This is a genomic window from Cytobacillus sp. MT66 (assembly GCF_058792595.1).
Window position 1 is genome coordinate 256,161 of the sequence record NZ_JBXAFB010000001.1, and the last position, 26,537, is coordinate 282,697.

Here is a 26,537-nt window from a genome sequence, read left to right on the forward strand (position 1 = left end):
CATGCAGAAAACGAAAAAGCTCACATTAACCGCAATTATTGCCGGCATTACCACGGTTTCAAGCAGTCTGATTTATTTCCCAGTAGGTTTTGCGAAAATTTTTCCCATTCAGCACTTTGCCAATGTATTATCGGCGGTGCTGCTTGGGCCATGGTATGCCGTCATGCAGGCTTTTATCTCATCAACATTGAGAAATATGCTGGGTACAGGCAGTGTTTTTGCCTATCCCGGAAGCATGATTGGCGCCTTTTTGGCGGCAGTTTTATTTTCTAAAACAAAGAAAATAAGTGTGGCTGCCTTTGGAGAAGTATTTGGTACAGGTATTTTGGGAGCAATGGCTACTTATCCAATCTCAGTTCTTCTTTTAGGCCAGGAGGCAGCGTTATTTGGGTTCGTTCCTGCCTTTGTCTTGAGCTCATTTACTGGAGCATTAATGGGATATGGCCTGTTAAAGATATTAATTAAAAATAAAGCAATTGGAGGGATGCTTTATGAAAACAGCACTCACAATCGCGGGCTCTGATTCAGGAGGAGGCGCAGGAATTCAGGCAGACTTAAAAGCATTTGCAGCCCAAGGTGTCTATGGCATGTCTGTCATCACAGCTGTTACGGCACAAAACACAATGGAGGTCCGGTCTGTCCAAGATATTTCACCTTCTATAATTAAGGATCAGATAGAAGCTGTTTTTGATGATATTCCTGTTGATGCCGTCAAAATTGGCATGCTATCTTCAAGCGAAATTATAACCATCGTTGCAAGTTCACTAGAAAAATATAAACCAAGATTCATAGTATTGGATCCCGTCATGGTTTCAAAGGGCGGACATCATTTATTGCATGAAGAAGCAACTGAAGCACTAAAGGAAAAAATGCTGCCATTGGCTGATATTATTACACCGAACATACCAGAGGCTCAAAGTTTAACAGGGTTAGAAATTGAAAATGCTGATGATCAGATGAAAGCTTGCCAGACATTACTGACCTTAGGCGCCAAATCAGTTCTTTTAAAGGGCGGGCATCTAAGCGGGCAGCCAAATGATTTATTTTACGATGGTGAGCAGTTTTATTGGCTGAAAGGCGAAAGGATTCATACGAAAAACACACACGGGACTGGATGCACACTTTCATCCGCAATTGCTGCCAATTTGGCCAAAGGGGCATCGCTTTTAGAAGCTGTACAAATCTCTAAGGAGTATATTACAACTGCTATCAGACACAGTCTAGAGCTTGGACACGGCCATGGGCCGACACACCATTTTTATGACCTCTATAAAAAGTCAAACCTAGTCAGCAATCATAGTTAAATGGAGGGAAACTATTACATGAATGGAAAAATCGTTACTGAATTATTTAATAACATTAAAGATGGCAATCCGCTAGTCCATCAGATTACTAATGAAGTTACAGTCAATGACTGTGCTAATGCAACACTTGCTATAGGCGGATCCCCTGTTATGGCAACGAGCATCGAAGAGGTCGCAGATATGGTCAAGCTTGCAAATGCCCTTGTGATCAATTTTGGGACGATTGATGATTTAACGTACGAAGCGATGGTTCGTGCAGGACGTGCTGCCAATGAAAAAGGGACCCCTGTTATTTTAGATCCAGTTGGTGTCGGGGCAACTCCTTTTAGAACAGATAGAGCACAGGATTTTATCAGCAAAGTTAAGGTATCCATTGTTAGGGGAAATGCTACAGAAGTATTTGCTCTAATCGGCGGCAAGGCAGAGACAAGAGGAGTAGATGCAGGTGAAATCCCAATTTCTAAAGAGGAATTGGCTGAAAAAGCAGCAACGGAACTTGATGCCATTGCTGTCATAAGCGGTGAGCTTGATGTCATATCTAACGGACAGGAAATCGTAAAAATCGCTAATGGAGATGTTTGGCTGACACGCATTACTGGAACAGGCTGTATGACAGGGGCATTAATCGGCTGTTTTGCTGGGATAACTGATGATTATTTCCATGCAGCAATCGCGGGGATGTCATCTATGAGTCTAGCTGGTGAACGGGCGAAGAAAAGACTTTCAGATTATGATGGGATTGGCACATACAAAGTTCGATTAATGGATGAGCTTTCATTATTGGATGCAGCTATTTGGGAAAAGGAGGTCCGCTTCGGATGAGTCATGATTATACTTTATATTTGGTGACAGAGGAATCAGTCCCTGTGGACAATCTTTTACATATTGTCGAACAAGCCGTTAAAGGCGGAGTCACGATGGTTCAGCTCCGCGAAAAAAAAACTGATGGAAAGCTGTTTTATGAAAAAGCGGCAAAGCTGAAAGAATTACTTGATAGATATAGTGTTCCGCTCATTATTAATGACCGGATCGATGTCGCACTGGCAGTCGATGCTGCAGGGGTCCACGTTGGCCAATCTGATATGCCTTTGCCAGCGATTAAAAAAATTGTCCCGCCGAATATGCTTGTAGGAGTTTCCGTTTCTACCGTTGAGGAAGCAATGAAGGCAGAAATGGAAGGGGCTGCTTATATCGGTGTTGGAGCTATTTTTCCAACTCAATCAAAAGATAATGCAAAGGTTCTCCCCGCCGGTATGCTTGAATCAATCATTGGAGCTGTGAACATACCAATCGTAGCCATCGGTGGAATTAAGATTGATAATCTTTTGGAAATAAGAGAAAAAGAGATTGCCGGAATTGCTGTAGTGTCTGGAATTATGCAGGCAGAATCCCCGTTTGCAGCGGCAAAAGAGTTTCGACAAACATTTAAAGAGAATTTATTATTAGGTTAACCAGCTATGGTTAGCCTTTTTTTATTAGGCTGTGTTAAAGCTTAATGTTGATTTTAACCGCTTAGTTGATTGGAACTGAAGGCGTGTAGACTCCTGGGGGATCAGCGTTGAAGTGAGACCCCGCAGGAGCGTGTGCTCCGAGGAGGCTCGCAAAACGCCCTTAGGTGCGCGAAGCGCCTGGAGTGGAGATCAACGGTCAAAATTTACAGAGCCATTTATTAAGAAACATGCATCACGTCCAGTTGTCTCAATTTTTTCACTATCACTCTCTCAAAAAACGATTTATAATATATAGATAAATCTGTATTATTTCGGGAGGGGAGCGAATTTTGCAAAAGATTAGCCAAATTTCTGATGAGCTGAAGGATTGGATTATCAATACACTTAAAAGCGGAGCTAATCCCGAGGCAATTGTTCAAGCAATGATTAAAAAAGGGTTTGAACCAGCATTTGCGTTTACAACTATGATTCGAATATTGAATAAAGAATCTGTAACAACAGTCAATAGCGGGCAAAAACCGTATAAATATGAAACACCTGCAATAGCCGAAAAGGGGAATGTGATCCATACTAGTGACAGAGACATTAAAGTTCTGTTAAAACTGGAAAAGCCATTTATCATGTATCTGGATAATGTACTAAGCAATGAGGAATGCGAACAGCTGATTGAGCTTTCAAAAGAACGGTTGGAACCATCGCAAATTGTTGATTCCTATTCAGGGCAAAGACGATTAGCTCCAGGACGAACAAGCAAAAATGCCTTTTATAGCTTAGGGGAAACTCCTCTGGTAGAAAGAATTGAAAAAAGAATAGCCGAAATAACAGAGCATCCGATCATCAATGGCGAAGGGCTGCAGGTTTTGAATTATGGAATCGGCGAAGAATATAAAGCACATTTTGATTTCTTCCCGTCCGGACAAGTTCAAAAGGAGAACGGCGGACAACGGATCGCTACTTTCTTAATGTACTTGAATGACGTAGAGTTTGGCGGAGAAACTATTTTTCCGAAGGCTGGCCTCTCAGTAGTGCCTAAAAGAGGGACCGCTGTGTATTTCCATTATGGAAACAGTGAGGGCCAGGCAGACCGCCTTTCTGTACATAGCAGTATTCCTATCGTCAAGGGAGAGAAATGGGTATCTACTAAATGGATTCGACAGGGGAAAACACTAAATTAAAAGTTTTAAAAAAGGAGTCCAAATAAGGAGTCCTTTTTTAAAACTCTAACAGCAGCTCAGGAGAGTGGATTAGTGGGAATGTTAATTGGCTTGCTTATCAATTTGCTTTTTATCCTTATTTTAATTTTACTATTAAATATGGTCGTCTGGTATAAACATAAGACGTTACAGCACCCTATTCGACGCATCTATTTGTTTATCGTTGCGGTCCTGCAAATCATCATTTGCCTGCTTTTATCTGTTCCAGAAGGAGAGGGATTTATTTACGATTTGCGTTTTATCCCGATGCTCCTTGGAGGATTATATGGCGGAAAGCGTGTGACAATTGCCTTGGCAGCCTTTCTGCTGATCATCAGGTATTTTATTGGCGGAGATGGGTTTATGGTATCTGTAAGCTTGACTCTTTTCACCTCGGTTCTGATTATCTTGCTAGGACCTTATTTCATAAGGAAAACTATCAGAACTAGGGTGATCACGGTAACCGTATTTTCCTTATTCTATTCGATTATCGGCTACTTAATTCCGTCCATCATCTTTGAATTTCAAGACATGCAGGTTTTTGCCATTTATTCTATTGTTCTGACCGCCTCTACTTTTTTTGTTTCTTACTTAACAGAGGTTCTAAGGCAAGCCTACCATTTTCACCTCGAGGCGATGAAATTAGAAAAGATGGAAATCGTCAGTCATTTAGCTGCAAGCATTAGTCATGAAGTCCGAAATCCTTTAACAGCAGTAGCAGGTTTTTTGCAATTAATTGCCGAGAACGAAAAAACAACTGACATAAACCGAGAATATGCAAAATATGCAATCGCTGAAGCTAATCGTGCTTCAGAAATCATTAATGATTATTTGATGTTTGCCAAGCCGCATCCAAATGAAGAGACAATAATGAACGTTAATCAGGAAGTTCAAAAAAGCATTGATATATTAAAGCCATTATGCCTAAAACAAAATGTCCAAACTGACATTTCCTTTGATCACATAGTAGGTGCAATCAAAGGGGATCCGCACAAATTTCAGCAAGTCTTAATAAATATATTTAAAAATAGTATAGAGGCCATGCCAAAAGGCGGAAACTTAACTATCCATACTTTTGATGAAAAAGGAAAAATCTCTATTAAAATTTCCGATACCGGACATGGAATGACCCCTGAGCACTTGGCGAGATTGGGTGAACCCTATTTTTCGCTAAAAGAACAAAAAGGAACGGGCCTAGGCATGATGGTAGTGTTTCGAATAGTGGAAAGTATGAAAGGACATGTACAAGTCAACAGTAAATACAATCTTGGAACCTCAATAACACTTACTTTTCCAAAGCACTGAATTTATTGGTTTAAACGGATAAAGAATTTTAGAAAATTATGTCGAATACGATAAATTTTATGATAGAATACGGTATACAACAAAGAAAGAGATGGAGGTATTCAAATTGAAAAAATCTTTAACAATGATCTTTGCCGTGCTTCTCATATTAGCTTTAGCACTCACTGGATGCGGCAGCCAGGAGGAAAATCAGCAAGGAGAAGAAAAAGGGACAGATAATGCTTCTGAAAAGACACAAGAAAATATTGCTGTTAAAATTGGTATGCTTAAGCTGACAAGCTCGGCACCGTTATTTATTGCCTTAGAAAAAGGTTTTTTCCAAGAAGAAGGTATTGATGCAGAAGCAACATGGTTTGAAGCTGCACAGCCAATTGCTGTTGCAACCGCTGGCGGCAGCGTTGATGTAGGGGCAACAGGAATTACTGCAAGCTTGTACAACATGGTTTCAGGCGGACAAAAATTATGGATTGTAGCTGACAAAGGAAGAGAAGAAAAGGGATATTCCTCATCTGCTCTAATGGTGCCAAATGATTCAGACGTAACAAAAGTCGAAGATTTAAAAGGCAAAAAATTAGGCATTACACAAACAGGTTCTACCTTCCATTACATGGCGGGAAGAGTTTTGGAAAATCATGGTCTTAGTATCAGTGATGTTGAATTAGTGCCGCTTAACAGTATTAAAGGTCTCATGGAAGCTTTAAACAGCAAACAGGTTGATGCCGTTATTTTAAATGAACCAAACATTTCAACGGTTGAGCAAGAAGGGTATGGAAAAGTAATTACCCAAATCGGCGAGGAAATTAATTATCAGACTTCCGGGATTTTCTTCTCACCAGCTTTTGCTGAAAACAAAGATGCAGCAGTTAAATTCTTCAAAGCGTATATTAAAGCAACACGCTACTACTATGATGCTGTATTAGTGAAAGAAAATGGCAAAACCGTACCAGGTGAAAATTTTGATGAGGTAATCAACATTATTGCCAAATACACGGATCAGGATCCAGAGCTGATTAAAAAAGGTCTGCCGTATATGGATCGTGACGGCAAACTTCTAGAATCTGACATTCAAACGCAAATTGACTGGTATGCAAAAGAAAAATTAATAGACAAAACAATTGACAGCAAGGAGATTGTGAATACAGAATTATTAGAGGAAGCTTTAAAAGAACTAGGGGAATGACATCATGAAAATTGTAGTTGAAAACGTCGGAAAGAAATTTACCGATGCAAAGAAAAAGGAAGTAACCGCACTCAAAGATATAAACTTAACGATTGAAGAGGAAGAATTTGTTGTATTGGTTGGCCCAAGCGGCTGCGGAAAATCTACCTTGCTTAATATCGTTGGCGGACTGCTTTCACCTAGTGAAGGACAAGTCTACTTTGAGGGCATACAAGGGAAAAACCCAAATCTTGCCATTGTTTTTCAGGAAATTGCCCTTTTCCCATGGCGGACCGTCTTTGAAAATGTCACATTTGGCCTTGAAGAGAAAGGGGTCAGCAAGAAGGAACGCGAGGAAAAAGGAAAACATTATATTGAAATGGTAGGACTGACAGGTTTTGAAAATGCCTTTCCAAAACAGCTTTCCGGCGGTATGAAGCAGCGGGCAGGAATTGCCCGGGCTTTATCCGTTGAACCGGACTTGCTTCTTATGGACGAGCCATTCTCCGCATTGGATGCACAAACTCGAACAATCATGCAAGAAGAGCTATTAACCATTTGGGACCGTACGCGTCTAAGCACCCTTTATGTTACACATAACATTCAGGAAGCGGTTTATTTAGCCGACCGGGTGATTGTTTTATCCCGCCATCCAGGACAAATCAAAGCGGTGATTAAGATTGATATGCCGAAGGTCGGACGCGATCAAGATCAATACCGGAGCCAATTTGAACAGTATTCCAATGAAATCTGGAATCTAATACGCCACGATGCTCATGAAGCATTAAAGGAGGCGTAGAAAATGGAGAATAATAGACAGGTAATCAAAAACCGGGTCGCTTTTCTTGATAAGAAAATACCAACGTATGCTTCTGTCCTGGGGATAACTGGTCTGCTCATCATTTGGGAAACAGTCTGCAGGCTGCAGATTGTACCGCCCTTATTCTTACCCGCTCCCACAGCAATCGTTACTGCCGGATGGGATATGATATCAAGCGGCGAGCTTTTCAAGAATCTTTTGGCGAGCTTGTACCGGATTGGCTGGGGATATTCAATTGGGGCTATTATGGGAATTATTGTCGGATTGCTTCTAGGATTTTCCAAGTGGGCAGACGCCATTTTCACACCAATTGTTTATTCCATTTATCCAATTCCAAAGATTGCCTTGCTGCCATTAATCATTCTATGGTTTGGGATTGGTGAGATGCCAAAGGTCGCCATCATTGCACTAGGCGTATTCTTCCCAGTTCTCATTAATACCTTTTCCGGTGTAAAAAGCGTGGACCCTATTTTAATTAAAGCGGCGGCCACCTTTGGAGCCAATCATTTCAATGTCATTCGCAAAGTCATCCTGCCCGGTGCGCTGCCAACGATTTTTGCTGGTCTGAAGCTTGCTGCAGGTACAGCACTATTGCTTTTGGTATCTGCTGAAATGATCGCCGCCCAATACGGAATCGGCGCCATGGTTCTGCACTATGGAAACTTAATGATCACAAACAAGCTAATGGTCGGTGTTCTCTTGCTGTCCTTCTTGGGACTAGTCTTTAATAGGACACTGCAATGGCTTGAACGCAAGCTCATACCATGGAAATAAAACCAGGGCCCAAGTTGGCTGTAAAAAAGAACTTACCACAAAAAAGTCAATTCCATAAAGGGAATTGACTTTTGTTGTAGTTCATTTAATTAGTAGGTTTTTTAGAGCAAGCAGCTTGACCGACTACCTTGATTGAGGATTGCTGCTGGTCAGGTGAGCATCAAACATATCAATTATTTCAAGGAATCTATCTGCTTCACGGAAAACATGGTCTGCTAATAACGGATGAATAATACTCTTTATTTTACATTCTTCTATTAGATCACGGGCTGTTTTCTTGAAGTCTCTTAGGGATACAACTGACACACGATTTTGATCCAGAAATTGATCTAAAAGCGGAACCGTTTGAGATTGTGGCTTCATAGATTCTAAATCTATTGCCTGATACATCAATTGATCAAAATCATTACTAAAATTTCGGGCAATATCAATTAACTTCCTTTCGGACGGATCCAGCAAATGACCGATAAATTTGGCATGGTCAGCCATAATCCTTAAGAAAAAGACATTTTCTTTAATAATAGCGTCTGGAAGTGCTTTTAGTTTTCCTTCATTTAATTCAATTAATCTTTTTCTAAAATAATTTGCTTCCCTGCTTATATGGTCAACAAGCAGCGGAAAATGATTTGCCCCTGGCAATTTACATGTGAGAATTAATCCTAATACTTTTCGTTTAAATGCATATATACCAGTTGCAGCTTGTTGTACTTCCGAATTAAAATTTCTTATTTGTTCAGGGTCGGTTTGATTGGAAAGGGAATGTGCCGTTTGTTCAATATGTTCAAATAGCCGGTAAAACTGATTAGCTTCTTGGATTAATTGAGTGTCTTCTGCTCTAAATCCTAAACGGAGAAATAAAGAATGTTCTTTCATAATCCTAGACCAAAACCGAATTTCATTTAACGAACGCTCGACAAATACCCCTGATGTAACACCAGTATCAGCATGCAAACCCTCATTCCCGTTCATTCCAATCCCCCCTAATAGTCATCGCTACCATATGCTTTATTCATATTACAAAAGTAATATGATTATGCCGAGAACAAGTCAGAGCAATCCCAAATCAGAATTTTGGGTTATAAACCCGCTCTTTTAAACGTTACTTTGGCAAAGAGCATGTAATTGATGCAGGATTTTTCCGTCACAGGATAGAATTTGTAAAGCAAGATCATACATACAGTTTCTGGGGGGTTTTTAGATGATATCATTAAAGGACGTACAGGCTGCCAGGGAAAGAATTTCAGGGATCACACATGTTACACCGATCCTACATTCGGAACAGCTATCAGACATTTGCGGGAATGAGATTTTTCTGAAGTCAGAGCACTTGCAAAAAACGGGTTCTTTCAAAATTCGAGGAGCAGCCAATAAAGTCATCCAAGCTGTCAATGAAGGAGCAAAATATGTTACCGCCGCATCATCCGGCAATCACGGGCAAGCGGTTGCCTATATCGCAAATAAGTTCAATGTACCTGCAACCATTGTTGTACCTGAAGATGTAAGCTTCTGTAAAGAAAACGCCATCAAAGGCTACAACGGTAAAATAGAAAGATGCGGCTTGACATCTGCCGAGCGCCTGCCTCGGGCAAAAGAGATTGCAAGACTTGAAGAGGGTGTATATATTCCACCTTATGATGACCCTTATATTATGGCTGGCCAAGGCACAGTTGGTCTTGAAATTTTAGATCAACTAGATGATTTGGACGCAGTCATTGTTCCAATCGGTGGCGGCGGTCTAATTTCTGGGATATTAACAGCTATTAAAGAAAGCAAGCCGAAAATTAAAGTGATTGGTGTTGAGCCTGAATTGGCCAATGATACATATTTGTCCTTTCAAAATAAACAGATTACCTCAATACCTGGGACAACAACGATAGCAGATGGATTACGGACAAATCAGCCCGGTGACCTAACCTTCCCTGTGCTTATGAAATATTTGGACGATATCATCCTTATCAGTGAAGATGAAATTAAAAAGGCATTCAGTTTTGTCCTTGAACGGATGAAGCAAATGATTGAACCATCCAGTGCAACGACCATTGCTGCAGCGATGTTTCATAAATTGCCATTTGAAGGGAAGAAAGTCGCTGCTGTCATTTCTGGCGGAAATGTGGACATTGATAAATTGTCAAATTTTATTGTCGATACGCAAAAATAATAGATAAAGAGCGTTCCGCCAAACGGAACGCTCTTTCCTTATGAATCTTTCATTAATTTATAAAATAAATAAATGACGCTTAAAAATATAAGATAGCCAATAAAGGTATAAGAATGCCTCCATGCTTCCACATGCGTCATTAGCCCCAAAGTTTCTGCGAGTTTCTCCGCCACAGCCATGCTAAGACTTACAAGTAAAATAAAACCGGCTCTGTACCACCGCTGAAGCCACTCGGAAATAGCCAGGAAAATTAGCATTAAAATAGGCAGACCAATTAAGGTAAACAGTATATTTACCGAAAAGATGTCCGCCCATGGCCGAACAGTGAAAGAATACATCCCGATTCCAACAAAATAAAGATCAAGATAAGTGCCTATCAACGATGCGAGAATCATCGCTGTAAGCAGCGCCTTCATTTCTAAATAAGAAAGCTTCTTTTGCGGCCGCTGCGAGTTCAAGTCTTTCGAGGGTTCTGCAATAGTCATTTTTAATCTCTCCATCAACATTATGATTAGTTTTAATTAAATAATGGATGACATCCTCGGATTGATACCAATCCCCAGCTTCTGCCGGTTTTTGAAGCTGGTCCTTCCAGGCAAATTCTAATTTTGGACTATATATTTTTGAAGAGCCTGGCAAAAGGTTACAATCTCTTATTCTAGGATTTAATCGTCTTCCCGGAAGCTCGTTTTCAATTTCTGAAAATAGGTGGGGCCAATAATCTTTTCTTGAGCCTGTGTGAGGATGCTGCATTGCCCAGGACTTCACTGCTTCCAGCCGATCCTTATTGCCAAATAAAACGGCATAAAGCCGCTTACCGAGCAAAATCCGTTCATGCAGATTTTCAAAATGATGAAGTGTCTGACCTGTTAGTTTTATATGGCCATCTGCGGCAAATGGAAAAAGAATATGATTCATAGATAACAAATCCTGAAGCATAAATTCAAGCGTGTTAAAAACCTTCTCCTGAAAAACTGGGTTATTTAATACCCTCGATTCCAGATAGCTTTGCTCATTGATGACAAGCGCCATCGTTAAAAGATAGCAGTCCTTGCTATTCCAAAAATCATTCCAGATTGTTTCCATAAAAATAGAGACACCAAAATAAGGCAGAAGATGAAAAAGAGCTTTCCGGCTTTTTACACTTTCTTCATAGATTAAAAACTGCACAAAGGCATCCTGAAAGATAAGCCAATTTCCCCGCTCCAAAAAAGTAAAAAAAGCATGCGCTTCTTTTTTTGTAAGCAATCTTGATAAAAGCGCACCTTTTAGATCTGTCATATTCCACCCGCCATTACGCGAAACCATATGCCCTAAAAACGCCCAGTGAATTTCGGGAAAGCGGAGAAAAAAGTACAGATAGGCTTTCGTTCTCGTCACATTGTTTTTATTCAACTGACTTGTCCTTGATTGAATCTGTCTGATTAACTCATTCTCATAAGGGGAAAGTTTTGATTTCTTCACAGAGCCTTGTGATTTTTTCTTTAATTCTTTTCTTAATCTAATTAGAGACTCCGGAAGAGGCTTTTTAAACTTATGAATAAATGGGAAAATCATTGGATCAACCCCTCAATGAATTCTCAGGTTCATGCGTGAATATGGTAGTTGTATAGGCACACAACCGAGAGAGGAATGAGGATCATGAGCAAAAGCATCACAGAAGGCATAGACCATTTGATTGGCATTCTTAGAAAGGATCAAACCCCGGATGGTTCTTGGGCATATCCTTTTGAAACAGGCATTTCCACCGATTGTTATATGATCATTTTATTAAGATCCTTGGAAATAAATGATGAAAAGTTCATTAGCGAACTCACGGAAAGGATTCTTAGCAGACAATTGAATAATGGGGCATGGAGGCTGTTTTTTGATGAAGGTGACGGAAATTTATCTGCCACTGTTGAGGCCTATTATGCCTTGCTGTATTCGAAAATGTATAAAAAAGATGACCCTCGGCTGAGTGCAGCAAAACGCTTTATCCTAAAAAACGGCGGGGCTGAAAAATCGCAAATGTTCACGCAATTGATGCTGGCCATGACCGGTCAGACAAAGTGGCCGCTGTTTTTTCCCATTCCATTAGAAATCATCCTGCTTCCAACTTATTTTCCCATAAATTTTTATAGTTTCTCAGAATTTGGCAGAGTTAATATGGCGCCAATCATGATATTAGCTGACCGCAGGTTTCAGGTAAGAACAAAGATGAGCCCTGATTTATCCGAGTTGTATAACAGCAGAGGGGAAGACTGGAATTTTCTTCGTGACGAGAGGCAATGGCGTGCTTTATTTTCATCTTTTGAAAAAGGGATAAAAAGTTTACTCGGCATGCCAAGCAAGATTCATAGACAGGCAACCGAACAAGCTAAGCAATACATTCTTGCCCGGATTGAGCCTGATGGCACCTTATTTGGTTATTTCAGCTCGACATTTCTAATGATTTTTGCTTTATTATCTGTTGGGTATTCTAAAACACATCCCGTGATTTCAAACGCGGTAAAAGGGCTTATGGCTATGAGATGTGAGATCAATGGTCATACCCATATGCAATATACAACAGCTAATGTATGGAATACTTCCCTTATCGGATATGCTCTTCAGGAATCAGGCCTTTCACCAGATGATTCCATAGTTAAAAAGGCCAACAGCTATTTATTGCGAAAGCAGCATTATAAGTATGGTGACTGGACCATCCACAATCCTTATACACTTCCAGGCGGATGGGGGTTTGCAGACGAAAATACCATCCATCCTGATGTAGACGATACTACCGCTTCCCTAAGATCCATTGCTAGAAATGTCCCAAAGGAATTAGGTTTCTATCAATCATGGGAAAGAGGCGTTCAATGGGTATTATCCATGCAAAATAGTGACGGCGGATGGCCGGCTTTCGAAAAAGAAACGGATAGTGCGCTGCTTGAACTGCTGCCAATCGAAAAAGCAAAATACCTTCTCACTGACCCTTCCTCAGCCGATTTAACTGGCAGAACGCTCGAATTTCTGGGGAATTTCACAAACTTAAACAAGGATCATCCGGCAATGAAGCAGGGAATCCGCTGGCTCATGAAAAATCAAGAAAAAGACGGTTCCTGGTATGGACGCTGGGGAATTTGCTATATCTATGGAACTTGGGCGGCCGTCACTGGCCTAAAAGGGGCTGGCATGTTACCAAATCATCGAACAATCAGCAAAGCCATTTCCTGGCTGAAAAGCATCCAAAATAACGATGGAGGCTGGGGCGAATCGTGCAGAAGTGACAAAGAGGGCAGGTACATTCCGCTAAAAGTAAGCACACTCACCCACACCGCATGGGCAGTAGATGCCTTAATAGCTGCTGAACAAAAGCTTTCAAATGAAATAAATGCCGGAATTACCTACTTGCTTGAGAATTTAGACAGGGAGGATTGGACAACTGATTACCCTAAAGGCCAGGGAATGGCAGGAGACTTTTATATCCATTATCACAGCTATCGCTATATTTTCCCTTTACTGGCGCTTTCTCATTATCAAAAGAAGTTCCTGACAAACATCTCAATACCTGCTAATCTAGAAAAAGATTTATAGAATGTATCCTGCAAAAAGTGAACCCATTTTTATAAATATTTTACAAATAATCCCACAAACAGATGCCTATTAATGTTAGAATAGGCGATATTAATAAATATTTATTTAATTTTAGGAGGATTTTACATTGGATCAAAAGTTTAATAAGCCAAAAGGATTTGGTGAAATATTAGATCACACCTTTAGTTTAGGAAAAAATCACTTTAAAGACTTTTTTATGATTCTTATAATATTGGTGGGCCCTATCTATTTGCTCCAAGCTATGATTCAGCTGTTCTCCGGTGTCAGCTTTTTTAGAGAGCTTGGCGAGGGCGGTGTTTGGTATGAGCAGATTTTTTCCAGCTTTGATGAAACAAGCACAAACATTGGGGCTGATTTAGGTATAATTGCTGTCGGATTATTAACCCTCATTTTTATGCCAGTAGCTGAGGCGGCCATTCTATTTGCCATGAATCATATTCGAAAAAATGAAGACTTCACAGTCAGCTCTGTGATTAAAAAAGCCTTTTCGCGCTTTTGGCCGATTATTGGCAGCAGTATTTTGTTCGGGATCATTACCTTTGGGCTTATAATCATTCCTGTTCTTTTTGTTAGTTTAGCAGGGGTTATTGGTGCTGTGCTTCATCCAGCAGTCGGCATTATTCTTGCAATCCTTCTATTTTTAGGTTTTGCTGTTGGCATTGGCTTTTTATTGACAAGATGGAGCTTCTATTTCGGTTCGGTTGTCATTGACCGTGAGGCCCCAGGACTATCAAGAAGCTGGAGATTGAGCAAAGGGCGCACATGGATCCTTATGGGTCTTTACATTCTATTCTTTTTAATCATTTCCAGCATTAGCTTTGCTGCTGAAGCAACCTTTAGCATAGCCTTAGGGAACAGTGTGCTATTTACCATGATTATTAATCTAGTAACCCTGTTTACAGGGATGATATTTTCTGTGGGCTATGGCGTGATGTACTTTGATTTAAAAATCCGCCATGATGCCGACGATTTAAAGGACATGATTGAAGACTATAAAAAAATTGGTGATTAATATGCTAAATGACCAGCAGGCAAGAGTCGAGCTTAAAGACATCTTGAACCAAAAAGAATATCAGGTGTATTATGACCAGCCGCAAAATTTCTTACAGATATGGTGGGAAAAAGCCAAGGAATGGCTGGCTCAGCAGCTCGAAAAGCTTTTCCCAGCATTTGAACCTTCGAGCGGGACGGCCAGCATCCTGCTCATTGGCCTCATTTTGATCGCTGTTATTATATTAGGGCTATTAGCATTGCGACTTGCACGTAATTACAAAAGAAATCGCATGCTCTATAACAAAAATCCTTTGCAGTCGCAAAATAAGCATTGGACCTATGCGGACCATCTATCTGAAGCGAAAAGGTGTGAAAATATAGAAGAGTACACAATGGCTACCCGCCATATGTTTTTAGCACTCCTCCTTTATTTTCATGAAAAGGAATGGCTGGCCGCACGAATATGGAAAACGAATTGGGATTATTATGATGAGCTAAGCAAAGTTGATCAGAATTGGGCCGAGCAGTTTTTCCATTTAGCTTTATTATTCGACGAAGCCGCATACGGCAATCATCAAGTTGCCAAAGAGGAATACATTTCGTTCAGCCAGCAGGCCATGCAATGGCTATCTAAATCAGAAGAGCCAGCCGAAGGGTAAGGGGGGAATCAATTGCGTAATCCAATCTTAAAGAAATGGCCATGGATTGGTCTTCTACTACTTATCATACTATTTATGGCTGTCAGCTATTTTTCTTTCTCCCCTGAACCAAAGCCGTATCCATCGTATGTGTCCGATTCTCCCTCGCCATCTGGTATTAAAGGATTTTATACCTATTTAGAAAATGCTTCGGATGTCAAGAGGTGGACACATCGGCCATCATTGCTCCCGCATGATAGAAAAACCAGCCTGCTTATCATGGCTGAGCCTCATTTTATCCCGGATAGCAAGGAAATGGCAGCGTACATAGATTTTATGAAGGCTGGCAACACCATCCTGCTTTTAATGGAAAATCCTAACGGGATGTTTGATGTACATACTGATTTTATAGATCGGAAGGAAGATCAAGATCAGCCTGTGCGTATTAAAAATCAAGAGGGAAAATCTTATAAAACGGAATATTCCTCTGTAATCAGACTTGTACCAAACAGGGGTGATCAGATCCTTCTCGATGATGTTGGCGGGCCAATCGCCCTAGGCAGACCAGTGGATCAGGGGAACTTGATAGTATCTGCTGCGCCTCAGTGGGTTAAAAATGGTAAAATCTTAAACTATGAACATTTGAATGCCATAGTCTATCTGGTAAATACTGCAGATTTTGAAACGGTGCTGTTCGATGAATATATACATTCAGGAGAAAACGCATCGTCAGTCACAAACCTATATCCAATGTGGTTCTTGCTTTTAATGATTCAAGGAGCAATCTTTATCCTTCTATGGCTGTGGATACAAGGGAAGCGCTTTGGGCCTATCTATACACCAAGAGAGGAATCTGTCCGATTCAGCGACGAAGGCATTCGAGCATTAGCCTCATGGTTTATCAAAGGCCGCAGGTATCATGATTCTTTGATCATTCAAAATGATTATGTCAAGCTGCTGCTGCAGGAACGTTTTGGCATGCCATACAGCAAAAGCTGGCAGGATATGGCACCTTTATTAGAAAAACAACGGCAGAGCAAATCTCCAGCAGAAATAAAAGAGTTTCTGCTAGGGCTTGAACAGATGCTTCAAAAACCAGCCATGAATAAAAAAGAGTATCAATTATGGTCGATTAAGCTTGATCAATTAAGGAGAGAGGCGGAGGAAGAATGAACGCAGAATTAAATTCATTATTGAATAAATATGAGCAGCGAATCCTGGGCCAAAGCAAAAATTTACGATTGCTGCTGTCAGCTATCCTGTCAGGAGGACATGTTCTTTTAGAGGGGGTCCCGGGAACCGGAAAAACGCAAATGGTGAGAACACTAGCCAATTTGTTAGATGGAGATTTTCATCGGATCCAATTTACCCCTGATTTATTGCCTAGTGATATTACAGGAAGCGTCATTTACAACATGAAGGACAGTTCTTTTCAAACTCTGAAAGGGCCAGTTTTTACAAATATTCTTCTTGCTGATGAAATTAATCGGACTCCAGCAAAAACCCAGGCTGCATTATTAGAAGCGATGGAGGAAAAGCAAGTAACCATTCAAGGGGAAACCTTTCCATTGCCGGAGGTCTTTTTTGTTGTAGCCACACAAAACCCGATTGAATTTGAGGGAACCTATCCGCTGCCTGAAGCACAGCAGGACCGGTTTTTATTTAAGCTAAAAATTGACTTTCCTTCGTTTGATGAAGAAAAAAATGTCCTTAAACAGCAATTGGAAGCCAACATGATGGCAGAGAAGGCTTCAGCGGTCCTAAACTTGGAAGCATTTATTAAAATTAAAAATGAAATTGCGGGCATCACCATAAGTGATAGTATCATTGACTATACAATGAAAATTGTCAGAAAGACGCGGGAGTCAGATGCCATTCGCTTTGGCGCCAGCACGAGAGCTGCGATTTCCATTAGTAAAGCAGCCAGGGCGTGGGCGTATCTGTCAGGCCGTGATTATGTAACACCGGATGATATAAAAATGGTAGCCAAACCTGCTTTAAGACACCGAATACAACTATCTCCGCACGCAGAATTGGAGGGAGCAGCCATTGACCAAGTTATTGAAGAGCTTGTGGGGTCGGTTCCTGTTCCAAGATAGAGGGATTCTGCCGACAAAAAGGCTGCTGTATATTTTCGGTTTACTTTCTCTTGCCTTGATGGGGGCAAGCTTTTTCGGGATTACCTGGCAAACCGCGGCTGCCGTAAACGTGTTGATCCTATCAGCCAGCCTGATTGACCTGCTATTGTCACCGCGAAAAAGCCAGATCAAATTAATTCGAACGATGCCGGAGGAAATGGAGAGGGGAATCTCTTACTCTGTAAAGATCACCATCAGAAATATTTCTGCCTATTCCTTTTCCTTCCGGCTGCTGGACGGCCTTCCGCAAAGCTTTAACAGGCCCTTTCCTTTTAACGGCAAGGTGAGAAATGATTCCGAGATAAATACTGTCTATGAAACTGCGGCATCTGTCAGAGGAGAATACGTTATAAAAAAGCTCTATTTCCGCTACACTAGTATATTGGGATTGTGGGAAAAGCAGATAACACTTGAAATTCAGAACAAGGTAAAGGTAATACCTGATTTAACGGAAACGAAACAGTATTTAGAAAATGCACAGCAATTTTTAATGTATGAAGGAACAAAAATCCGCAAGCATCAAACGGGTGCAGGAGATTTTGCTAAGATTAGAAGCTATGTTATTGGCGATGACCCGCGGAAGATTAACTGGCGCCAAACAGCAAAGCTTCGTGAAGTCATGACAAATGAGTTTGAACCCGAACATGGAAAACATATTACAATTTTACTTGACTGCGGGCGAATGATGGGAGCTGAGCTCAAAAAGGGAAATCGTCTGGAAAAGTCACTGGAGGCTGCGTTAACGGTTGCCGCAGCTGCGTTGCAAAAGGGGGACTATGTCGCGGTTATTGCTTTTTCAAAAGAGATAAAAGCTTTTGTCCCGCCTGGCAAGGGGATGGGCCATTTACAGACAATCTTGCAGTCTATTTACAGCCTTGGGGTGGATGCAGCCGAATCCAATTACGCAGCTGTTTTTCATTACTTGGAAACCATGCAAAAAAAACGGAGTCTCATCCTATTATTTAGCGATGTCCGTACATTTTTACATGAAGAGGGCGCACTCATTTATTTAAAACGGATTCGGCAAAGACATTTGTTTCTCATGGTCGGGATAGAGGATGAAACGATTACAAAGAGGATAAAAGAGGAGCCAAGCACGGTTGAAAAAGCTATGATCAAAAGCATGGCCCAGCAGCAAATTTTACTCAAAAAAAAGGAAAAACTCAAATGGGAAAAACAAGGCCTCCAGTTAATAGAGGCCAGGGAAGAAAGACTAGCAGCAGCTGCCGTCTCACATTATATTGATATTATGAATCGTAATTTGCTGTAGATGTTCCTTTCCTATGAGAAAGGCCGCCAGCAATCATGTATAAGATCAATCCAATCACAGTAACAAAGGCAACGAAATACTTAGCTTCAAGAGAGATGGCAGCAGGCGTGATAAAGCCCTCAATGATCCCAGCGATAACAAATAAAGGAATTGTCCCAAGCAGCAGCTGAACAGAGCGCTTTGCCTGCACCTTCAATTGATAGCCCCTGGATAAATTACCTGGTACAAAGAGCTTATAGCCCATAAGCAGTCCCGCGCCACCGGCAATAAAGATGGCTGTAAGCTCAATCATTCCATGAGGGACAATATATGCCCAGAAATCATAGGTTTTTCCATGATGCCAAAATAGTGCAGCAAGTGCACCGATAATGATTCCGTTATAGATTAGTAAATACACAGTTAGGATGCCAAAGGTAACACCACCGGCAAAGGCCAATATGGCCACTTGAATATTATTTGTCATGATACTTGCAGACATTAACGAAGAATCAACTGCACCATCACTGCTGCCGAGCTTTTCCGGGTCAACACCTTGTGCAATGTCTGCTGGCAGAATGGAATAAATATGAAGCGGGTCACCCGCAACCGATATAAAGCTCCCAGCCCCGCCAACAAAAAAGAGAAGCATGGCAGCGATAATAAATTTCCATTGTTCAAGCAGCAGGGCGACAAACTTAGTTCCGAAAAAGTGCCGGATTTGCATCATGCTGGTCATCTGATTTTTGTACAAAAGATTATGGGATTTCGACACAATGGCATTTAAATAATGGGTAACTTCAGCCTCAGGGAAATACGTCTGACTATAGGAAAGATTTTGCGATGCCTTTTGATAAAGCTGATGAAATTGAGTTATGTCTTCACCAGTAATCGTGCTTCTGCGCTTCTGAAGAGCGGCACTTAATGTTTCAAGCTGCTTCCAATTTTCGCGGTGCTGTTTAACAAATTGCTTTACATTCATTTTGGAACCTCTCTTTCGATTCTTCATCCTAATTATAGTAATTTTGTAGAAAAATAGAAACAGCTGTGAGAAAATCATTAGAAAAGCGAAAGGCCTAGCGCCTGTAGGTAGACAGTTTTCGATATTTTTAAGAAAAGGGGGAAACTAATGAATCAGGAGAAAGTTGGCATTAAAACACCTGAATATGTATCACTTCAATTTCAGCTGGCCGGTCTTGGAAGCCGGACCGCAGCTTTTATTATTGATCAAATTTTACTCATGACAGCAAACATTGTCATTTTATTTACCTTATTTTTAATCATGGCAGGAGCGGAAAATATCTTTGTCTGGGCCATTTCTGATTCCTTCGTATTCGGAATGGCTATTATTGTCTTGTTCATCCTCAACTGGGGTTATTTTTTTGCGTTTGAATATTTTCAAGGCGGGCGAACCATTGGCAAAAAACTTTTGGGGATAAGGGTCATACAGGAAAACGGCCACAGCATTACTCTTTTGTCGAGTTTTATCCGCAATTTTCTGCGAATTATCGATTCCTTGCCAGCCAGCTACTTCCTCGGCATCCTCATGATCTTTTTTCATTCCAAGCATAAGCGGATCGGGGATCTTGTCGCAGGGACGATTGTCGTCCATGAACGTAAATCGAAAAGGAAAAAGAAGCTTACGCCTTTTGAAAAGGAAATCGAAAAGCGCCATTTAACAAAAGAAGACCTTGTTATTGATGAATGGAAACTCAAGGCTATGGGAGCAAAAGAATGGAACCTCATCAAAACATACTGCAGCCGAATCATGCAGCTGCCGGAACTGGAAAAAAATCAGCTGACAAGGGAAATCGCAGAAATCCTTTTCCCAAAATTCGATATTGAGATGTCTGGGAAGAATTTTTATGATATGGAGAATGCCCTGTTTGTGATTTATTTGCATTTGAAGGATGAGTGGGAGTTTGAGTTGTAAGTTGGCTTGTCTTTTTGGAGAATGGGTGGGCAAGTGAGAAATCGTGAATGATGGATTCGCAAAAATATCGTAATGGACTTCTGATTCTGACAGCTTTGGGTGGAATTGCTTTTATAGCTGTCAGAATGCGACCCTTGTTCTGACTGCTTTAACTGGAATTGCTTGAAAGCCGTCAGAATAGAACCCTTGTTCTGACTACTTTAGATCGAATTGTTTGAAAGCAGTCAGAATGCAGCCCTTGTTCTGACTGCTTTAGCTGGAATTACTTGAAAGCTGTCAGAATGATATCCTTGTTCTGACTGCTTTAACTGGAATTCTTGAAAGCTGTCAGAATAGAACCGTTGTTCTGAATGCTTTAACTGGAATTACTTGAAAGCTGTCAGAATGCAGCCCTTGTTTCTGACTGCTTTTGCTGGAATTACTTGAAAGCAGTCAGAATGCAGCCCTTGTTCTGACTGCTTTAACTGGAATTGCCTGAAAGCTGTCAGAATGCAAACCTTGTTCTGACAGCTTTAGCTAAAATCTCTTTAATACTGTCCAAATTAACCTTTTTTGATTTTTGATGGATTATTTATTTTATATGGCACTGGTTCTTCAATGATGAATTCCTCATCAGCATCTTTTCCTTTTGGGAGCTTCTTTTTAACGATCTTTCCGTCAAATTCCAATTCATCTCCTGGAGTTAGCTCGAACTTTTTTAATGTTTTTGAGTGCGAACACCAGGCAAGGCCTACCTCGATCGATTCTTCTTCATGGATGATTACATTTTCCAATACAACTACTTCATCATTTTCTTCATTAAAATTATTCCAGCTTAATGCGAATTGTTTTACCGTTCCCGTAAAATGAACTTTTTCTTCTGGAAGCACAAGCTTGGCGGGCTTCTCTTTTTTCTTGGCTGGTTCTTTTTTAACAGGAGCCGGCTTTTCACTTTCAAGCTTTTCCTCAGAGGATGCGGCCGGAATATCTTGGGCCTCGGCAAAAGTACCTTTGCCAAAGCTTGCTGCTTGCATTTCTTTTAAATAAGCAGGATGGATACACGTTAATTGACCATCTGAAAATTCTATAACAATCGTATTTTGCTCTTCATTTTTTCCATACACCTGATAGCCTTTAATCGTTACTTGAAATTGAAGATGATTTTCTTTATATAAAAATTGCTTTTTCGAAGCTAAGCCCCATTCTTTCAGCTTATCAGCATAATGGGCCTCATCTGTAAACAGTTCATATTCACCCTCGGGAGGGAGATAGGCAATACCGGACATTTTTTCACACTCCTGCAGCGTCATATTAGCATTTTTGATATGGGTAGTTTAACATTATCCCTATAAAAACTCCATTTTGAAAGTTTTTCTGCATATGCTTTTATAAAATGGCTGTGTTTAAGCTTAATGTTTTAAGCGCTTAGTTGATTGGAGCGGAAGGCGCGTAGACTCCTGGGGGATCAGCGTTGAAGCGAGACGTGCGCAGGAACGGATGTGACGAGGAGGCTCGCAAAATGCCCCCCGGAAAGCGAAGCGCCTGGAGCGGAAATCAACGGCCAAATTTAGCAGAGTCTTCCATGCTAATGAAAATTGGGGAGCCTATAAACTAAGGAGGGATTTTACAATGAAAACATACAAAAGCCGTGAAGAGGTGCCTGTTCAAGAGAAATGGAATTTAGAAGATATCTATGCTGATGTCAGCAAATGGGAAGAGGATATTAAGCTGGTTGAAAAATTAGCTGAAGAATTAAAAAGCTTTGACGGAAACATCCATGATGGGCATTCATTGTACCAATATCTGGAAATAAGCGAAAAGCTTTCCTATCATCTAAATAAAGCATTTGCCTATGCAATGCTGAAGGCAGATGAGGACACAAGAGTGACAAGCTCCCAATCCTTGCTTGATCAAGTTAAAAGCGTCAATGTAAAGGTAAGTGCAGCAGGGTCCTTTTTCATGCCCTATCTGTTAAGTCTCGAAGAACCTACCTTAAAAGCATACATAGAAGAGGAGAAAAAGCTGGATTATTTTGCTGAAGACCTATGGGAGTCGTTCCGCTATAAGCCGCATGTCCTAAGCAAAGAACAAGAAGAAATTCTTTCTAATCTTGGCGAAGCATTATCCGCTCCAAGCCATACCTTCAGCATGATCAATAATGCAGATATTAAATTTGGCGATGTCACAAATGGTGATGGGGAAAAAGTTGAACTGACTAGGGGAATGTATTCCAAACTGATGGAGGATGAGAATCGGGATAAACGCAGGGAAGCGTATAAAGCTTATTACCAGCCGTATGTCCAACTAAAAAACTCGATTGCCTCCACGCTGTCAGCGGCTATAAAAAATAATGTGACGATGTCGAAGCTTCGCCACTATCCGTCAGCACTGGAAAAAGGGTTGTTTGGCGACAAAGTTCCAAAGGAAGTCTATGAAAATTTAATCCAGACAACAAAAGACAATATCGAACCAATGTATCAATATATTAAGATTCGTAAAGAAAAACTGGGTCTTGAGGAGCTGCGACAATATGACTTAAATGTGCCGCTTGTAAAGGGCGTGAAACCAGACATTTCTTATGAAGAAGCATTTGAAACCATGTTAAAAGCGCTGGCTCCGCTTGGTGAGGACTACGTCAATATTTTAAAACAATTTAAAGAGGAACGATATTTGGATGTTAGAGAAACTCCTGGGAAAAGGTCAGGCGCTTACAATCTTGGCGTATACGGGGTTCACCCTTATATTTTATTAAACCATCGGGACGATCTTGATAGCTTATTCACTCTTGTCCACGAATGCGGCCACGGCGTTCACAGCAGTTTAAGCTCCAAATACCAGCCGCAAATTACCGCTCGCTACAGTATTTTTGTCGCTGAGGTAGCTTCTACTGTGAATGAAGTACTTTTAATCAACTATCTGCTGAACAACGAGAAGGACCCTGATATGAAAAAGCATCTGCTTAATCATTTTATTGACCAGTTCAAGGGGACATTCTTTACACAGGTGATGTTTGCTGAGTTTGAAAAGAAAACACATGAGCTTGCCGAAAAAGGAGCACCGTTAAATGTTGAGGTATTCAGCAGTATTTATGAAGGATTGTTCAGGGAGTACCACGGTGATGAGGTCGTATTCGATGACGAGGTAAAATACGGCTGGTCACGTATTCCCCATTTCTACCGGCCATTTTATGTGTACAAATATGCGACAGGATTTGCTTCTGCGATCCATCTAGCAACAAAGATCCTTGAGGGTGATCAGAAGACACTGGAATCCTATCTGGAATTTCTAAAAAGCGGAAGCAGCGATTACCCGCTTGAACTTTTGAAGAAAACTGGTGTTGATCTGACCACCCCAGACCCAATTGAAAATGCACTCAAGCGTTTTGGCGAGCTTGTTGAGGAATTTTCAAAGCTGTAAAGAGCCAGTATGGAAAGAAGGGCAGTACATTGAAAATTAGTATTTTAGATCAATCACCTATATCTTCTAACCAAACAGCCCAGGATGCCCTGTTACAATCCATGAAGCTTGCCCAGGCAGGTGAAAAGCTAGGGTACACAAGATATTGGATTGCAGAGCATCATGATTTGTCTGGTCTGGCATGCTCCGCACCAGAAGTTATGCTCAGCTATATTGGCGCACACACATCAACGATCCGCCTTGGGGCTGGGGCGGTTTTGCTGCCGCATTACAGTCCCTATAAGGTTGCTGAAGTTTACAACATGCTTGCCACTCTATTTCCAGGACGGATGGATCTTGGCATTGGCCGGGCACCTGGAGGTTCAGCGGAAGCAACCGAAGCGCTCTCGGGGAACTTTTTGCAAAGGGTATGGAAAATGCCTGAGCTTGTCAGCGATTTGCTTCATTTTTTAGAAAATGATTTTCCAGAGGGGCATTTATTTTCAAAGGTGCAAGCTTCTCCGCTGCCGCCTGTTCCTGCTGTTACGTGGCTCCTGGGCACGAGTAAAAAAAGTGCTATTCTTGCAGCGGAAAATGGGATGAACTATGCATTTGGGCAGTTTATGAGCGACAAAGACGGGGCAGAAATCATTGGCCAATATAGAGAAAACTTTAAACCAAGAAAAGATGGGCAAAAACCCCAGGTGATCATTACGATTTCTGCTTTCTGCGGGGAAACGCAAGAAAAAGCTGAAGAAATTGCCCTAAGCTCGCTTATCTGGTCTATCCAAAAAGGAAAAGGCGAGGGAAGCCGAGTGCCATCCTTTGAAGAAGCAAAAAACTATGTGTTAAACGATCTGGAGAAAGAAAAGATTTTAAAAATGAAAGAAAAAATACTGATTGGTAATCCACAACAAGTCAAGGAAAGACTCGTCCAGATTCAGGATGATTGCCATGCAGATGAAATCATGATTGTGACTATCACACATGATTTCAAAGACAAAATACAGTCGTACAAATTAATAGCAGAAGAAGTACTTTCTTAATGGAACAGCAATATAGCTGTTCCATTTTTTATATAACTCGTGATGGGCATCACAATCCCTTTTAGGATTACATGGTACTTTATGTATAAGTTATTTGGCCATTGGCAATTTGAAGGAGGATCCATTATGAGTGAAATCATTAATAATAGAGAGCATCAAACCTTTAGAAATACTGACCGTAGCGCGAAACTGAAACAGATTTTTCTTGATCTACATAATGGCAAAAACGTGCATGAGCTTAAGGCACATTTTGATGCCTTTATCGGAAAAGTAACCATTGATGAAATTACTCAGCTGCAGCATGATCTTTTTGAGGAGTTTGACATTCCGCTGGCAGAATTGCAGCGGACCTATTCAGCCCATACTGAAATATTTAGAGGATCGATTGAACAGCCAGAAAGACACCAAAGACCAGAAGATGAGCCAGGCCACCCGGTCCATACGTTCAAACTGGAAAATCGTGCACTGGAAAACCTTATTGATACCAAGGTAAAGGGTCATTTAGATGCATTTGTTAAAGAAGATTCTTCTGAAAATGTTCTTAAGCTCCTTGAAGATTGCAATCTTCTTCTTGATATCGATAAGCATTACAGCAGAAAGGAAAATCTGATTTTCCCATTTTTAGAGAAATACGGCATATATGGGCCAACAAACAATATGTGGAGAATTGATGATTTTATCCGCGATGCAATCAAAGAAGCTAAGCAGAAATTAACCAATTATCCAGATTCTGCTAACAAACAGGAAATCACACATATTATGAGTTTTGTCATGAATGAAGTGATTGACATGATTTACAGGGAGGAAAACATTCTTTTCCCAATGGCCTTGAAAAATTTGACAGAGGACGAATGGGTAAAAATTGCTCATGAAAGCGACGAAATCGGCTTTTGTCTCACAAGTCCAACAGAAGTATGGAAGCCTGAAAGAATGCCAATTGGCGAAAAAGCCATTTCTGAAGGTTTTATTAAAATGGAAACAGGAATTCTTTCCTTAAAGCAGCTGGAACTTGTCTTAAATCATCTGCCAGTCGATATAACCTTCATTGATCATGATGATGTTGTGCGCTATTTCTCTCACGGCAAGGAAAGAATCTTTGCCCGAACAAAAGCTGTAATTGGGCGTACTGTGCAAAACTGTCACCCGCCAAGAAGCGTGCATGTTGTCGAAGACCTATTAAACGACTTCAAATCAGGGAAAAAGGATAGCGAAGATTTCTGGATTCAGGTTCGCGGCAAATTTGTCTACATTCGCTATTTTGCTGTTCGTGATGAAAACGGCAAATACATCGGGACGATTGAATTTACGCAAAATATCGGTCCTATTAAAGAAATTACCGGTGAAAAAAGAATATTATCTTAATAATTATCAGGGCTGCCAATGCAGCCCTGTCTTTTTTTACCTCATCTTCGTTTTTCAAAATTA

Annotated in this window: 25 protein-coding genes; 20 read left to right on the forward strand and 5 right to left on the reverse strand. The window is 40.8% G+C overall.

Annotation, left to right across the window (positions count from 1 at the left end; genetic code table 11):
- The first annotated feature begins 1 nt into the window (after position 1).
- The 9 genes from thiW to AC1Q59_RS01290 all read left to right on the forward strand — a co-directional run bounded on the left by thiW (position 2) and on the right by AC1Q59_RS01290 (position 8,006).
- Positions 2-523 carry an energy coupling factor transporter S component ThiW gene (gene thiW / locus AC1Q59_RS01250; RefSeq protein WP_492363950.1) on the forward strand — a complete coding sequence of 174 codons (522 nt, stop codon included), beginning with the start codon at positions 2-4 and terminating at the stop codon, positions 521-523.
- Positions 492-1,304, forward strand: a complete 813-nt coding sequence (gene thiD / locus AC1Q59_RS01255; RefSeq protein WP_492363951.1) for a bifunctional hydroxymethylpyrimidine kinase/phosphomethylpyrimidine kinase — start codon at positions 492-494, stop codon at positions 1,302-1,304. The genes thiW and thiD overlap by 32 nt, the downstream gene beginning before the upstream one ends.
- 18 nt (positions 1,305-1,322) lie before the next feature.
- The gene (gene thiM / locus AC1Q59_RS01260; RefSeq protein WP_492363952.1) at positions 1,323-2,126 is read left to right on the forward strand and encodes a hydroxyethylthiazole kinase; all 804 of its coding nucleotides are present in this window, start codon (positions 1,323-1,325) and stop codon (positions 2,124-2,126) included.
- Complete coding sequence (gene thiE / locus AC1Q59_RS01265; RefSeq protein ID WP_492363953.1) at positions 2,123-2,755, forward strand: thiamine phosphate synthase; 633 nt, start codon at positions 2,123-2,125, stop codon at positions 2,753-2,755. Before thiM ends, thiE begins: the two co-directional genes overlap by 4 nt.
- Before the next feature lie 329 nt (positions 2,756-3,084).
- On the forward strand, positions 3,085-3,930 hold the full coding sequence (locus AC1Q59_RS01270; protein WP_492363954.1) for a 2OG-Fe(II) oxygenase: 846 nt from the start codon (positions 3,085-3,087) through the stop codon (positions 3,928-3,930).
- A gap of 78 nt (positions 3,931-4,008) precedes the next feature.
- The gene (locus tag AC1Q59_RS01275) at positions 4,009-5,253 is read left to right on the forward strand and encodes an ATP-binding protein (protein ID WP_492364318.1); all 1,245 of its coding nucleotides are present in this window, start codon (positions 4,009-4,011) and stop codon (positions 5,251-5,253) included.
- Between the two features lie 106 nt (positions 5,254-5,359).
- Positions 5,360-6,433: an ABC transporter substrate-binding protein gene (locus AC1Q59_RS01280; RefSeq protein WP_492363955.1), complete on the forward strand. Its 1,074-nt coding sequence runs from the start codon at positions 5,360-5,362 to the stop codon at positions 6,431-6,433.
- Between the two features lie 4 nt (positions 6,434-6,437).
- Complete coding sequence (locus tag AC1Q59_RS01285) at positions 6,438-7,211, forward strand: ABC transporter ATP-binding protein (RefSeq protein ID WP_492363956.1); 774 nt, start codon at positions 6,438-6,440, stop codon at positions 7,209-7,211.
- Positions 7,212-7,214: 3 nt separating this feature from the next.
- Positions 7,215-8,006, forward strand: a complete 792-nt coding sequence (locus AC1Q59_RS01290; protein WP_492363957.1) for an ABC transporter permease — start codon at positions 7,215-7,217, stop codon at positions 8,004-8,006.
- Positions 8,007-8,129: 123 nt separating this feature from the next.
- Here the strand turns inward: AC1Q59_RS01290 and AC1Q59_RS01295 are convergent, their stop codons facing one another.
- Positions 8,130-8,975, reverse strand: a complete 846-nt coding sequence (locus AC1Q59_RS01295; protein WP_492363958.1) for a DUF2935 domain-containing protein — start codon at positions 8,973-8,975, stop codon at positions 8,130-8,132.
- Positions 8,976-9,204: 229 nt separating this feature from the next.
- Between AC1Q59_RS01295 and AC1Q59_RS01300 the strand changes: the two genes are divergently transcribed.
- A complete protein-coding gene (locus tag AC1Q59_RS01300; protein ID WP_492363959.1) occupies positions 9,205-10,164 on the forward strand; it encodes a threonine ammonia-lyase in 960 nt (319 codons plus the stop codon).
- Between the two features lie 38 nt (positions 10,165-10,202).
- On the opposite strand, the gene AC1Q59_RS01305 is transcribed toward AC1Q59_RS01300, so the two are convergent.
- Complete coding sequence (locus tag AC1Q59_RS01305; RefSeq protein ID WP_492363960.1) at positions 10,203-10,559, reverse strand: CBO0543 family protein; 357 nt, start codon at positions 10,557-10,559, stop codon at positions 10,203-10,205.
- The gene (locus AC1Q59_RS01310) at positions 10,525-11,721 is read right to left on the reverse strand and encodes a DUF2515 family protein (RefSeq protein ID WP_492363961.1); all 1,197 of its coding nucleotides are present in this window, start codon (positions 11,719-11,721) and stop codon (positions 10,525-10,527) included. The genes AC1Q59_RS01305 and AC1Q59_RS01310 overlap by 35 nt, the downstream gene beginning before the upstream one ends.
- 84 nt (positions 11,722-11,805) lie before the next feature.
- Between AC1Q59_RS01310 and shc the strand changes: the two genes are divergently transcribed.
- The 6 genes from shc (at position 11,806) to AC1Q59_RS01340 (ending at position 18,782) form a co-directional block, all read left to right on the forward strand.
- Complete coding sequence (gene shc, locus AC1Q59_RS01315; RefSeq protein WP_492363962.1) at positions 11,806-13,722, forward strand: squalene--hopene cyclase; 1,917 nt, start codon at positions 11,806-11,808, stop codon at positions 13,720-13,722.
- Between the two features lie 127 nt (positions 13,723-13,849).
- Complete coding sequence (locus tag AC1Q59_RS01320) at positions 13,850-14,755, forward strand: hypothetical protein (protein ID WP_492363963.1); 906 nt, start codon at positions 13,850-13,852, stop codon at positions 14,753-14,755.
- A 1-nt stretch (position 14,756) separates the two neighbouring features.
- Entirely contained in the window at positions 14,757-15,395 is a 639-nt protein-coding gene (locus AC1Q59_RS01325) for a DUF4129 domain-containing protein (protein ID WP_492363964.1), read from the forward strand.
- A 12-nt stretch (positions 15,396-15,407) separates the two neighbouring features.
- Positions 15,408-16,547 carry a DUF4350 domain-containing protein gene (locus tag AC1Q59_RS01330; RefSeq protein ID WP_492363965.1) on the forward strand — a complete coding sequence of 380 codons (1,140 nt, stop codon included), beginning with the start codon at positions 15,408-15,410 and terminating at the stop codon, positions 16,545-16,547.
- A complete protein-coding gene (locus AC1Q59_RS01335) occupies positions 16,544-17,473 on the forward strand; it encodes an AAA family ATPase (RefSeq protein ID WP_492363966.1) in 930 nt (309 codons plus the stop codon). The genes AC1Q59_RS01330 and AC1Q59_RS01335 overlap by 4 nt, the downstream gene beginning before the upstream one ends.
- A complete protein-coding gene (locus AC1Q59_RS01340; RefSeq protein WP_492363967.1) occupies positions 17,424-18,782 on the forward strand; it encodes a DUF58 domain-containing protein in 1,359 nt (452 codons plus the stop codon). The genes AC1Q59_RS01335 and AC1Q59_RS01340 overlap by 50 nt, the downstream gene beginning before the upstream one ends.
- Here AC1Q59_RS01340 and AC1Q59_RS01345 read toward each other — a convergent pair.
- Positions 18,760-19,740 (reverse strand): stage II sporulation protein M, encoded by a 981-nt coding sequence (locus tag AC1Q59_RS01345; protein WP_492363968.1) that lies wholly within the window; start codon positions 19,738-19,740, stop codon positions 18,760-18,762. The genes AC1Q59_RS01340 and AC1Q59_RS01345 overlap by 23 nt on opposite strands.
- A gap of 147 nt (positions 19,741-19,887) precedes the next feature.
- Between AC1Q59_RS01345 and AC1Q59_RS01350 the strand changes: the two genes are divergently transcribed.
- On the forward strand, positions 19,888-20,691 hold the full coding sequence (locus AC1Q59_RS01350) for an RDD family protein (protein ID WP_492363969.1): 804 nt from the start codon (positions 19,888-19,890) through the stop codon (positions 20,689-20,691).
- A 542-nt stretch (positions 20,692-21,233) separates the two neighbouring features.
- Here AC1Q59_RS01350 and AC1Q59_RS01355 read toward each other — a convergent pair.
- The gene (locus AC1Q59_RS01355) at positions 21,234-21,956 is read right to left on the reverse strand and encodes a hypothetical protein (protein ID WP_492363970.1); all 723 of its coding nucleotides are present in this window, start codon (positions 21,954-21,956) and stop codon (positions 21,234-21,236) included.
- 343 nt (positions 21,957-22,299) lie between these two features.
- Between AC1Q59_RS01355 and pepF the strand changes: the two genes are divergently transcribed.
- The 3 genes from pepF (at position 22,300) to AC1Q59_RS01370 (ending at position 26,474) form a co-directional block, all read left to right on the forward strand.
- On the forward strand, positions 22,300-24,087 hold the full coding sequence (pepF, locus tag AC1Q59_RS01360) for an oligoendopeptidase F (RefSeq protein ID WP_492363971.1): 1,788 nt from the start codon (positions 22,300-22,302) through the stop codon (positions 24,085-24,087).
- Between the two features lie 29 nt (positions 24,088-24,116).
- A complete protein-coding gene (locus AC1Q59_RS01365; RefSeq protein ID WP_492363972.1) occupies positions 24,117-25,112 on the forward strand; it encodes an LLM class flavin-dependent oxidoreductase in 996 nt (331 codons plus the stop codon).
- 126 nt (positions 25,113-25,238) lie between these two features.
- Entirely contained in the window at positions 25,239-26,474 is a 1,236-nt protein-coding gene (locus tag AC1Q59_RS01370) for a DUF438 domain-containing protein (protein WP_492363973.1), read from the forward strand.
- Positions 26,475-26,537: the final 63 nt, after the last annotated feature.